The organism is Streptomyces sp. NPDC005899 (genome assembly GCF_040629645.1).
Taxonomy (GTDB): domain Bacteria; phylum Actinomycetota; class Actinomycetes; order Streptomycetales; family Streptomycetaceae; genus Streptomyces.
On sequence record NZ_JBEXWB010000237.1, the window covers coordinates 1 to 10,095 of the forward strand.

A 10,095-nucleotide genomic window follows, 5' to 3' on the forward strand; every position below is an offset into this window, starting at 1 on the left:
GGCGTACGCCGGAGCCGCGGCGCGAGGCACCCGCGGGGCTCCACCCGCGCGGGCGGGGCCCACCCACGGGTCCCCGGCGCGACGGGCCCGCGGGGGACCGGCCGGCTACCTGCCTGTCGGCGCGGTCTTCTCCGTCGCCTTCCCACCGGATGCCGCCGGGTCCGGGGCCTCCTCGAAGTCGACCTTGCCCATGTGGCGGTTCATCGACTTCATCAGCAGCCACACGCCCACGGCCAGGGCCGCGAAGACGATGAAGCCGAGGACGCCGGGAGTCACCTTGTTCTTGTCGAGCTCGTCGGCGGCGAGCGGAACGAGCTGCGTCAGTGCCTGGGTCGCGTACATATCAGGCATTGTCGCGGATGCCCGCGAAGAGGTCGCTCTCGGGGAGGGAGGTATCGACCAGGGACTTGGCGAGCTCGTACTCCTCCGTGGGCCACACCTCCCGCTGGATCTCCATCGGAACCCGGAACCAGCCGCCGTCCGGATCGATCTGCGTGGCGTGCGCGATCAGCGCCTTGTCACGGATCTCGAAGAACTCGTCACACGGGACGTGCGTGGTCAGCGTGCGTTCGGCGCGCTCGAACTCCTTCCAGCGCTCCAGCCAGTCGCCGTACGGGGACTCCAGTCCGCGGGCGAGCAGCGCCTCGTGCAGCGCCACGGTGCGCGGCCTGTTGAAGCCCTGGTTGTAGTACAGCTTCTGCGGCTGCCAGGCCGGCCCGAACTCCGCCTCGGGGAACCTCTCGGTGTCCGCGGCCCCGTCGAAGGCGATCATCGTGATCGTGTGGGTCTTGATGTGGTCGGGGTGCGGGTACCCGCCGTTCTCGTCGTACGTGGTGATCACCTGGGGGCGGAACGCCCGGATCTTCGCGACGAGGCGCCCCGCGGCCTTGCCGTCGTCCTCCAGCGCGAAGCACCCCTCGGGCAGCGGCGGGAGCGGGTCGCCCTCGGGCAGGCCCGAGTCGACGAAACCGAGCCACTCCTGCTTGACGCCCAGGATCTCCCGGGCCTCGTCCATCTCCTTCTGGCGCACCTCGTGGATGTGCTCCTCGATGTACGCGTCGCCCTGCAGTTTGGGGTTGAGGATGGATCCGCGCTCACCGCCTGTGCAGGTGACGACCAGGACGTCCACCCCCTCGGACACGTACTTGGCCATGGTGGCCGCGCCCTTGCTCGACTCGTCGTCGGGGTGGGCGTGGACGGCCATCAGTCTCAGCTGCTCGGTCAAGACTCGGTCCTCAGTCATCGGTCGCATCGGTCGGCTTCTATAGTGACTGAACCGGGGGGTGGAAAATTCCTCGGTCCCCGGTACGGGAGGAACGATCATGGCGGCGGTACGCGAGGCACTGCCCGACGGGCGTTACGGCCGGTCCGGGGACGAGCGCGCGGATCGCGGACTGAAGGCCGTCGGCTCGGTCCTGGGCGTGCTGTTCCTGGGTGTGGTCGGCTGGTTCGGTTACGACTACGTGGCCGGCCAGGACATCAGTGCCGAGTTGATCAAGTCCCAGGTCGTCTCCGACGACCGGGCGGAGGCGCACCTCGAGGTCCGCAAGGAGCGCGGTGCCGACGGCTACTGCACGGTCCGCGCCCTGAGCGAGGACGGCGGCGAGGTGGCCCGCAAGGACTTCCGGTTCGACGAGCGCTCGGAGCGGATCGACCGGGTCGTCGCACTGCGCACGACGTCCAGGGCGACCGCCGTGGAGCTGCTGGCCTGCACGGCGGACGGCTGAGGACACTGCGGGGCGCGCGCCGCGCCCGAACCGCACGCTCCCGTGCTGACCAGCGCGAACGGGCGTACGCCGTTTTACCTTCTCCCCCTTTTCGCGGGGAATTGTTAGGCTCGTTGTTTCGCCCACCCGTGGCAGCGCATGCTTGGGGTAGGGCGTTGCTTTGTATTCCCAGTACCGACGAGGAGCACCCTGTGACCCAGACCAGCGATAACGTCACCTGGCTCACGCCGGAGGCGTACAACCAGCTGAAGGCGGAGCTGGAGTACCTGTCTGGTCCCGCGCGCACGGAGATCTCCGTCAAGATCGCGGCGGCCCGCGAAGAGGGTGACCTCCGCGAGAACGGCGGGTACCACGCGGCCAAGGAGGAGCAGGGCAAGATGGAGCTCCGGGTGCGTCAGCTCACCCAGCTCCTGGAGCACGCGAAGGTCGGCGAGGCACCCGCCGACGACGGCGTGGTCGAGCCCGGCATGATCGTGACGATCGCCTTCGACGGCGACCCGGACGACACGATCACCTTCCTGCTCGCCTCACGCGAGTACGCCAGCTCGGACATCGAGACGTACTCGCCCCAGTCCCCGCTGGGCGTGGGCGTGAACGGCAAGCGGACGGGCGAGGACGCGGAGTACGAGCTGCCGAACGGCAAGAAGGCGTCGGTGAAGATCATCTCGGCGAAGCCCTACACGGGCTGACCCGCCCACCGCACGGGGAGGTCCCGGCCGCGCCCGCGGCCGGGACCTCCCCGTCGAGCGGTGCGTCGCTCAGGCGGTGGCCGAGCGGTACCTGCGGACCGCCAGGGTCCGGAAGACCACGACGATGATCACCGACCAGAGCACCGACGCCAGGATCGGGTGCTGCATGGGCCAGGCGTCCGGCGTCACGAAGCCGGGCGGCAGGTTCCCGAACAGCACCCGGCAGGCCTGGACCGTGGCGCTGAAGGGGTTCCACTCGGCGATGTGGCGCAGGACCGTCGGCATCTGGTTGGCGTCCACGAAGGCGTTGGAGATGAACGTCAGCGGGAAGAGCCAGATCAGCCCGCCGGACGTGGCAGCCTCGGGTGTCCGCACGACGAGCCCGATCAGGGCGCCGATCCAGGAGAACGCGTACCCGAGCAGGAGCAGCAGCAGGAATCCGAGCAGGACCTTGCCGATGTTCTCGTGGGTCCGCCAGCCGATGACGAGCGCGACCCCGGCGAGGACGACGAGGGTGAGCGCGGTCTGCACCAGGTCGGCGATGGTGCGTCCGGTGAGGACGGCGCCCCGGGCCATCGGCAGGGACCTGAAGCGGTCGATCAGCCCCTTGTGCATGTCGTCCGCGATGCCGGCTCCGGCACCCGCGGTGGCGAAGGTGACGGTCTGGGCGAAGATCCCGGCCATCAGGAACTCGCGGTAGTCCGCGGACGAGATGGTGCCGCCGACCTTGATCGAACCGCCGAAGACGTAGGTGAACAGCACCACGAACATGATGGGCTGGACCAGCCCGAAGATCACCACCTCGGGGATCCTGGCCATCCGGATCAGATTCCGGCGCGCGACCACGAGCGAGTCGGCGACCGACCGGCCGATCGCGCCGCGCCGGGCACGCGGCGCGAACTCCTGTGCATCCGTGACGACGGTCATTTGCCGTCCTCCTTCCGGCCCTCGGCGGCCTCGGTCGATCCGTTCTCGTCGTTCCTGCCCAGCTCGGCGGCGTGGCCGGTCAGCGAGATGAACACGTCGTCGAGGGTGGGGCGGCGCAGGCCGATGTCGTCGATCTCCACCCCCTGCGCGTCGAGGTCCCGGATGACCTCGGCGAGCAGCTTGGCCCCGCCGGTGACCGGGACGGTCAGCTTGCGGGTGTGCTCGGCGACGGCGATCTCCCCCTTGCCGTACACGGCGAGCACCGAGCGGGCGGGTGCGACCTGGTCGGGGTGGTGGACGACGACCTCCACGCGCTCGCCGCCGGTGCGGGCCTTGAGCTGGTCGGAGGTGCCGCGGGCGATGACCTTGCCGTGGTCGATGACGCAGATGTCGTGGGCGAGGTGGTCGGCCTCCTCCAGGTACTGCGTGGTCAGCAGGAGTGTCGTACCGCCCGCGACGAGTTCCTGGATGACCTCCCACAGCTGCTGCCGGTTGCGCGGGTCGAGACCGGTGGTCGGCTCGTCCATGAACATGACCGGCGGGGAGACGACGAGCGCCGCCGCCAGGTCGAGGCGGCGGCGCATGCCACCGGAGTACGTCTTCGCGGTGCGGTCGGCCGCCTCGGCGAGGTTGAACCTCTCCAGGAGCTGTCCGGCCCGCTTCTTCGCGTCGCGTTTGCTCATCTGGTAGAGCCGGCCGACCATCTGGAGGTTCTCGCGGCCGGTGAGGTACTCGTCGACGGCCGCGAACTGGCCGGACAGGCCGATCGAGCGGCGCACCTCGTCGGGATTCCTCAGCACGTCGATCCCCGCCACGACGGCCTGTCCGCTGTCCGGCCGGAGCAGGGTGGTCAGGACGCGCACGGCGGTGGTCTTGCCGGCACCGTTGGGGCCCAGCAGCCCCAGGACGGTGCCCTCGGGTACGTCGAGGTCGACGCCGTCCAGTGCTCGTACGTCGCCGAAGGTCTTGACCAGACCTTCGGCGTAAATGGCGCCAGGCATCGTGGGACTCCCCCAGTTGCTCTCGGGTGGTTTCCTGAGCAGATCCTAGATACGCCGGTGCGTCCGCGCGCGGAGCCCCGGAGTGTCCGGCGCGCACGCTATGGGGATACCGGGCGGCCCACAACCGGTTTTGTCACTCCCGTACGAGGTAGCCGGCGGCCCGCAGCGCGGCGGCGACCTCCCGGCAGTGCTCCGGCCCCTTCGTCTCCAGGTGCAGCTCCACCTCCGCCTCGGTGAGGCCGAGGCGCGGATCGGTGCGCACATGGCTCACGTCCAGGACGTTGGCGTCGGCGACGGAGAGCGTGGCGAGCAGGGCGGCCAGCGCGCCCGGCCGGTCGGTGAGCCGCAGCCGCAGGCTCAGGTACCGGCCCCCCGCGGCCATGCCGTGGGTCAGGACGCGCTGCATGAGCACCGGGTCGACGTTGCCGCCCGACAGCACGGCGACGACCGGCCCGCGGAACGCCCCCGGGTCGCTGAGCAGGGCGGCGACCGGGCTCGCCCCCGCCGGTTCGACGACCATCTTCGCCCGCTCCAGGCAGAGCAGCAGCGCACTGGACAGCTCGTCCTCGGAGACCGTGCGCACCTCGTCCACCAGCTCGCGCACCAGCTGGAAGGGGATGTCGCCGGGGCGGCCGACCTTGATGCCGTCGGCCATCGTCTGCACCGAGCCGAGCGCCACCGGGTGCCCGGCGGCCAGCGAGGGCGGGTAGCCGGCGGCGCCGGCCGCCTGCACGCCGACGATCCTGACGTCGGGGCGCAGCGCCTTCACGGCGACGGCGATCCCGGCGGCGAGGCCGCCACCGCCGATGCCGACGACGATGGTGCGGACCTCGGGGCACTGTTCGAGGATCTCCAGGCCCACCGTGCCCTGCCCCGCGATCACGTCCGGGTGGTCGAAGGGATGGATGAACACGGCGCCGGTCTCCTCGGCGTACTCCTGGGCGGCGGCGAGCGTCTCGTCGACGACCGCGCCGTGCAGCCGCACCTCGGCCCCGTACTCGCGGGTCGCCGCCACCTTCGGCAGGGGAGCCCCGACCGGCATGAAGACCGTCGACCGCACGCCGAGCAGCGAGGAGGCCAGTGCCACACCCTGCGCATGGTTTCCGGCGCTCGCGGCCACGACTCCGGCCGCCCGTTCCACCGGGCTGAGACAGGAGATCCGCACGTACGCGCCGCGCAGTTTGAACGAGCCGGTGCGCTGGAGGTTCTCGCACTTGAGGTGGACCGGGGCACCGACGAGTGCGCTCAGATGGCGGCTGCCCTCCATGCCCGTCGTTCTGGCCACCCCGGACAGCATCTTCTGCGCTCCCCGGACGTCGTCGAGGATCAACGGGGGGAAGGGGCCCGGGGTACGGAAGCTCATGGCAGCAAGTCTTGCAGCTCGAGGCCGTCCGGGCCGTCGCATCTCATGGCGGGCTGCGGTGGTGTCCACAGGTTTGTGCAGCCCTGGTACGCGTTGCCCCGGGGCCGCGTACTCTGTCCCCCACCCATCCGACACCGCACGAAGAGAGCCCACGGCCATGCCCCCTCAGGACATGACGACTGCCGCGTCTCCCTCCGGGGGCGCGGCCCCCGGACACCCGGGTCCCGACCACCTCCTGGACGCGCTCCAGCACCAGGTGGCCGTGTTCGCCCGCCGTGCCGAGCAGACCCGCCTCGGCGGTGTCGGCCAGGTCCGCAACTCGATGGACCGCGCCGCCTACCTCCTGCTCAACCGGCTCGACCTGGAAGGGCCGATGGGCGTCAAGGCGCTGGCCGCGGGCATGGGCATCGACTCCTCGACGGTGACCCGCCAGGTCGCGCCGCTCGTCGACACCGGTCTGGTCAAGCGCACCTCGCATCCGGAGGACGGCCGGGCCGTCGTGCTGCAGCTGTCGCCGCGCGGCCAGTCCCGTCTGGAGGAGGTCCGGGCCTCACGGCGCGAGCTGATGTCCCAGGTGACCGGCGACTGGAGCGAGGAGGAACGCGACACGTTCTGCGGCCTGCTGACCCGGTTCAACGCGGCACTGGCGGCCCGCCAGGCCGCGCACCAGCCGGCGCAGGAGAACTGACGGAGGACCGGCGGGGCTCGACCGGGCGTTTTCACCCGGTTCGTTCGGTTCTATGCTGGAGGAGTCGGTACGGCACCCGACCCGAGGAGGCCGTCATGACACGCAAGACCGCCGATTGCCGCAGGTATCCGAGCGTCTCGAACTGCTCACTCACCATCTCGGGCGAGGAGGACGAGGTCGTGCGGGCCGCCACGGAGCACGCCGTCTCCGTCCACGAGCACACCGACAGCCCGGAGCTGCGCGAGCAGGTCCGGGCCTCGCTGGAGGACGAGAGGGCCGCCGTCCGAGGGCGGTCCTGAGTCCGGCGGCCGGGAGGTGTCCACGGCCGCCGGAGGGGCGGATCCGGCTCAGCCGAGCGCCTGTGTCAGGTCGGCCAGCAGGTCGTCGGCGTTCTCGATGCCGACGGAGAGCCGGACGAGGTCGGCCGGCACCTCGAGCGGGGAACCGGCGGCGGACGCGTGGGTCATCCGGCCCGGGTGCTCCAGCAGCGACTCGACACCGCCGAGGGACTCGCCGAGCGTGAACAGCTTCGCCCGGTTGCAGACCTCGACCGCCGCCTCCTCGCCGCCCGCGACGCGGAACGACACCATGCCGCCGAACGCCCTCATCTGCTTGGCGGCCACCTCGTGCCCCGGGTGCTCCGGCAGGCCCGGGTAGAGGACCTGCGTCACCTTGGGGTGCCGGGTCAGGAGGTCGGCGACCTTCGTGGCGTTCTCGTCGTGGCGGTCCATGCGGACCGCGAGGGTCTTGATGCCGCGCAGCACCAGCCAGGCGTCGAACGGCCCGGCCACGGCCCCCATCGCGTTCTGGTGGTAGACCAGTTCATCGGCCAGCTCCGGGTCGCTGACGACGAGGGCGCCGCCGACGACGTCCGAGTGGCCGCCCATGTACTTGGTGGTGGAGTGCACCACCACGTCCGCGCCGAGCGAGAGCGGCTGCTGGAGGTAGGGGCTCGCGAAGGTGTTGTCGACGACCAGCCGCACGCCCGCCTGCCGGGCCACGCCCGCGACGGCCGCGATGTCGGTGATGCCGAGCAGCGGGTTGGAGGGGGTCTCGACCCAGATCGCCTTGGTGCGGGGGGTGATCGCCGCCCGTACCGCGCTCACGTCGGAGGTGTCGGCGACCGAGAACTCGACGCCCCAGCGGGAGGCGACCCTCGCGAACAGCCGGAAGGTGCCGCCGTAGGCGTCGTTCGGGATGACGACGTGGTCGCCGGGCGTGAGCAGGGTCCGCAGGAGGCAGTCCTCGGCGGCCAGGCCGGAGGCGAAGGCGAGCCCGCGCCGGCCTCCCTCGAGTGCCGCCAGGTTCTCCTCCAGGGCGGTCCGGGTCGGATTGGCGCTGCGGCTGTACTCGTAACCGCCGCGCAGGCCCCCGACGCCGTCCTGCTTGTAGGTGGACACCTGGTAGATCGGCGGGACCACGGCGCCGGTGAGGGGATCCGCCGTGTTGCCGGCGTGGATCGCAAGGGTCTCGAAGCTCTGCTGGTCGCTCATGAGGACCGAGCGTAGTTCGTCGGGAGGGCGGTCATGGGCCACTGCGCCGACGGTGTCGCCGCCCGGGGACAATGGACCGCATGGAGATTCTGTGGTTCCTGCTCGCGCTGTGCATGCTCGCCGCCGTCGCCGGCCCGGTCGTGCTCCGCCGCCGTGGCGGTATCCGCCAGGTCGCCCCCGGTTCGCCCGACGCGGCCGACCCGGACGACTACGGCTTCGCGCGCGAGGAGGAGCTCGACGTCCGGCTGCCCGGCCCCGACCAGGACCTGCTCGACGTCCTCGACGTGGTGCAGGGCACCCGGAGCTGGCGCGCCGCCTCGCAACTGCTCGCGGGCACGCCCAAGGAGAGCGAGACGCGGTGGCAGCGCGTGCAGGCGTTCGCCGGTGCCGCCTCCCTGGAGCTGGCGCGGCGGCCCGGCGAGGGCGGGGCGTGGCTGCGCGAGTGGCGGGCCGAGGCCCCGAAGGACGCGGGCGCCGCGGCGGTGCACGCGGAGTTCCTGGTACAGCAGGCGTGGCGCACGGGCACCGTGGGCACGGACGACTTCCGCATCATCCTGGAGGAGGCCCGTACGGTCTGCGGCGAGGCCGCCCTGCTGGCTCCCGGCGACCCGGTCCCGTACATCGTGGAGCTGGCGGTCGCCCGTGGCCTCGGTTACTCCCCCGAGCGGTTCGACCAGCTCTGGGCGAAGATCATCGACCGGGCGCCGGCCCACATGGGCGCGCACATCGCCGCCCTGCACTTCTGGTGCGAGAAGTGGCACGGCTCACGTGAGGAGGCCGACCGCTTCGCGACCGCGGCCGCCTCCCGCGCCCCCCGGGGCTCGCTGCTCGCCGCACTGCCGCTGTTCGCGGTGTACGAGCACCTGCCCGAGGTCAACCTGGTGCAGGGCTTCTACCGGAGCGCCGTCGTGACGAAGGCGGTCGAGGGCGCGATGTTCGCGGTGCACGCGGCCCGTGCGGACGACCCGCTGCTCGCGCACGTGCGGCACCTGCTGGTCCTCTTCCTCGTCCGCATGGAGCGCTGGTCGGAGGCTGTCCACCAGCTCGTCCACATCGACGGGTACGTGGGTGCCCTGCCCTGGACCCAGAGCTCCGACCCCGCCGCCGAGTACACGGTGTACCGGGCGCTGGCCGTCGCCGGATACGAGGCGAACGGCGGGAGCCCGGCGACCCTGCCGCGCTGAATCCACCCCGGAAAGGGAAAGCCCCCGATGGCACGACTGATCCCCCTCGTCCTGATAGCCCTCGCGCTCTGGTTCTGGTTCCGTGCCAGGAAGAAGACGGCCGCGTACATGGACTCCTACGAAGCCCCCGAAGCGCACGCCCGTGACCGCCACGACCACCGCGGCCCTCCGGCTCCGGCTCCGTGAGGGTGCGGAATCCTGGCCGCCGCCTCCGTGTTGTACGCACTGCACACTGATTCCGGAGGAGCCCCCGCATGTTCCTGCACCACCGCACCCCGCAGCTCCCCACCCCCGAGGAGGCCCTGCGCGGGCGCGCCACCCCTGAATTCACCCTCCCCTCCCGCCACACGGTGCTCGGCAATCCGCTGGCCGGCCCGTACCCGCGCGGCCTGGAGGTCGCCGACTTCGCCCTGGGCTGTTTCTGGGGCGCCGAGCGCAAGTTCTGGCAGACGGAGGGTGTCTGGACGACCCTCGTCGGCTACCAGGGCGGCTACACGGAGAACCCCGCGTACGAGGAGGTCTGCTCCGGCCTGACCGGTCACACGGAGGCGGTCCGGGTCGTCTACGACCCCCGGGTCGTCGGCTACGCCGAGCTGCTCAAGATCTTCTGGGAGTCCCACAACCCGACCCAGGGCTTCCGCCAGGGCAACGACGTGGGCACCCAGTACCGCTCGGCGGTCTACACCCACACCCCCGAGCAGGCCGAGGGCGCGGCGGCGTCCCGCGAGGCGTTCCAGCAGGTGCTGACCCGGGCCGGATTCGGCGAGATCACCACGGAGATCCTGCCGGCCGAGGGCCGCACGTTCTGGCCCGCGGAGGGCTACCACCAGCAGTACCTCGACAAGAACCCTGACGGTTACTGCGGCATCGGCGGTACGGGTGCCACCCTGGAGTCCCCGTCCGAGACCAACTGGGGCCGCGCCTGCCCGACCGGGATCGCCCCGGCGCACGCTGTCGACTGACCGCCCGGGCGCTGCCGGCGGCCGTCGTCCGCCGGTCGCCGGCGTGTTCTGCCCAGCCGCC

Annotated in this window: 13 protein-coding genes; 7 read left to right on the top strand and 6 right to left on the bottom strand. The window is 71.3% G+C overall.

Features of this window, described 5'->3' with window-relative positions; translation table 11 throughout:
* Positions 1 to 105 precede the first annotated feature (105 nt).
* Complete coding sequence (locus ABZ371_RS22985; protein ID WP_358682748.1) at positions 106 to 342, bottom strand: hypothetical protein; 237 nt, start codon at positions 340 to 342, stop codon at positions 106 to 108.
* Between the two features lies 1 nt (position 343).
* Positions 344 to 1,225, bottom strand: a complete 882-nt coding sequence (gene mca, locus ABZ371_RS22990) for a mycothiol conjugate amidase Mca (RefSeq protein ID WP_358682750.1) — start codon at positions 1,223 to 1,225, stop codon at positions 344 to 346.
* Between the two features lie 97 nt (positions 1,226 to 1,322).
* Here mca and ABZ371_RS22995 point away from each other — a divergent pair, with 97 nt between their 5' ends.
* Positions 1,323 to 1,727 carry a DUF4307 domain-containing protein gene (locus ABZ371_RS22995; protein WP_358682752.1) on the top strand — a complete coding sequence of 135 codons (405 nt, stop codon included), beginning with the start codon at positions 1,323 to 1,325 and terminating at the stop codon, positions 1,725 to 1,727.
* 191 nt (positions 1,728 to 1,918) lie between these two features.
* Positions 1,919 to 2,416 carry a transcription elongation factor GreA gene (gene greA, locus ABZ371_RS23000; RefSeq protein ID WP_358682754.1) on the top strand — a complete coding sequence of 166 codons (498 nt, stop codon included), beginning with the start codon at positions 1,919 to 1,921 and terminating at the stop codon, positions 2,414 to 2,416.
* Between the two features lie 69 nt (positions 2,417 to 2,485).
* Here the strand turns inward: greA and ABZ371_RS23005 are convergent, their stop codons facing one another.
* The 3 genes from ABZ371_RS23005 to ilvA form a co-directional block, all read right to left on the bottom strand.
* Entirely contained in the window at positions 2,486 to 3,343 is an 858-nt protein-coding gene (locus tag ABZ371_RS23005) for an ABC transporter permease (RefSeq protein WP_358682756.1), read from the bottom strand.
* Entirely contained in the window at positions 3,340 to 4,344 is a 1,005-nt protein-coding gene (locus ABZ371_RS23010; RefSeq protein ID WP_358682758.1) for an ATP-binding cassette domain-containing protein, read from the bottom strand. The genes ABZ371_RS23005 and ABZ371_RS23010 overlap by 4 nt, the downstream gene beginning before the upstream one ends.
* Positions 4,345 to 4,477: 133 nt before the next feature.
* Complete coding sequence (gene ilvA / locus ABZ371_RS23015; RefSeq protein WP_358682760.1) at positions 4,478 to 5,707, bottom strand: threonine ammonia-lyase; 1,230 nt, start codon at positions 5,705 to 5,707, stop codon at positions 4,478 to 4,480.
* A gap of 157 nt (positions 5,708 to 5,864) precedes the next feature.
* Here ilvA and ABZ371_RS23020 point away from each other — a divergent pair, with 157 nt between their 5' ends.
* Together ABZ371_RS23020 and ABZ371_RS23025 are read left to right on the top strand one after the other, a co-directional pair.
* On the top strand, positions 5,865 to 6,395 hold the full coding sequence (locus ABZ371_RS23020; protein WP_358682762.1) for a MarR family transcriptional regulator: 531 nt from the start codon (positions 5,865 to 5,867) through the stop codon (positions 6,393 to 6,395).
* Between the two features lie 95 nt (positions 6,396 to 6,490).
* Positions 6,491 to 6,694: a DUF1059 domain-containing protein gene (locus tag ABZ371_RS23025; protein ID WP_358682764.1), complete on the top strand. Its 204-nt coding sequence runs from the start codon at positions 6,491 to 6,493 to the stop codon at positions 6,692 to 6,694.
* Between the two features lie 48 nt (positions 6,695 to 6,742).
* On the opposite strand, the gene ABZ371_RS23030 is transcribed toward ABZ371_RS23025, so the two are convergent.
* Complete coding sequence (locus ABZ371_RS23030; protein ID WP_358682766.1) at positions 6,743 to 7,888, bottom strand: cystathionine gamma-synthase; 1,146 nt, start codon at positions 7,886 to 7,888, stop codon at positions 6,743 to 6,745.
* 80 nt (positions 7,889 to 7,968) lie between these two features.
* Between ABZ371_RS23030 and ABZ371_RS23035 the strand changes: the two genes are divergently transcribed.
* The 3 genes from ABZ371_RS23035 (at position 7,969) to msrA (ending at position 10,034) form a co-directional block, all read left to right on the top strand.
* Positions 7,969 to 9,072, top strand: a complete 1,104-nt coding sequence (locus ABZ371_RS23035) for a hypothetical protein (protein WP_358682768.1) — start codon at positions 7,969 to 7,971, stop codon at positions 9,070 to 9,072.
* 27 nt (positions 9,073 to 9,099) lie between these two features.
* Positions 9,100 to 9,258, top strand: coding sequence for a hypothetical protein (locus ABZ371_RS23040; protein ID WP_358682770.1), 159 nt, complete (start codon positions 9,100 to 9,102; stop codon positions 9,256 to 9,258).
* A 68-nt stretch (positions 9,259 to 9,326) separates the two neighbouring features.
* Positions 9,327 to 10,034 (top strand): peptide-methionine (S)-S-oxide reductase MsrA, encoded by a 708-nt coding sequence (msrA, locus tag ABZ371_RS23045; RefSeq protein ID WP_358682772.1) that lies wholly within the window; start codon positions 9,327 to 9,329, stop codon positions 10,032 to 10,034.
* Positions 10,035 to 10,095 lie beyond the last annotated feature (61 nt).

What these genes read in the sequence shown, in the direction of transcription:
- ABZ371_RS22985 (WP_358682748.1), bottom strand. Translation starts at nt 342, where the DNA reads ATGTACGCGACCCAGGCACTGACGCAGCTCGTTCCGCTCGCCGCCGAC.
- ABZ371_RS22995 (WP_358682752.1), top strand. Translation starts at nt 1,323, where the DNA reads ATGGCGGCGGTACGCGAGGCACTGCCCGACGGGCGTTACGGCCGGTCC.
- ABZ371_RS23030 (WP_358682766.1), bottom strand. Translation starts at nt 7,888, where the DNA reads ATGAGCGACCAGCAGAGCTTCGAGACCCTTGCGATCCACGCCGGCAAC.
- ABZ371_RS23025 (WP_358682764.1), top strand. Translation starts at nt 6,491, where the DNA reads ATGACACGCAAGACCGCCGATTGCCGCAGGTATCCGAGCGTCTCGAAC.
- ABZ371_RS23020 (WP_358682762.1), top strand. Translation starts at nt 5,865, where the DNA reads ATGCCCCCTCAGGACATGACGACTGCCGCGTCTCCCTCCGGGGGCGCG.
- ABZ371_RS23035 (WP_358682768.1), top strand. Translation starts at nt 7,969, where the DNA reads ATGGAGATTCTGTGGTTCCTGCTCGCGCTGTGCATGCTCGCCGCCGTC.
- ABZ371_RS23040 (WP_358682770.1), top strand. Translation starts at nt 9,100, where the DNA reads ATGGCACGACTGATCCCCCTCGTCCTGATAGCCCTCGCGCTCTGGTTC.
- ABZ371_RS23010 (WP_358682758.1), bottom strand. Translation starts at nt 4,344, where the DNA reads ATGCCTGGCGCCATTTACGCCGAAGGTCTGGTCAAGACCTTCGGCGAC.
- msrA (WP_358682772.1), top strand. Translation starts at nt 9,327, where the DNA reads ATGTTCCTGCACCACCGCACCCCGCAGCTCCCCACCCCCGAGGAGGCC.
- ABZ371_RS23005 (WP_358682756.1), bottom strand. Translation starts at nt 3,343, where the DNA reads ATGACCGTCGTCACGGATGCACAGGAGTTCGCGCCGCGTGCCCGGCGC.
- ilvA (WP_358682760.1), bottom strand. Translation starts at nt 5,707, where the DNA reads ATGAGCTTCCGTACCCCGGGCCCCTTCCCCCCGTTGATCCTCGACGAC.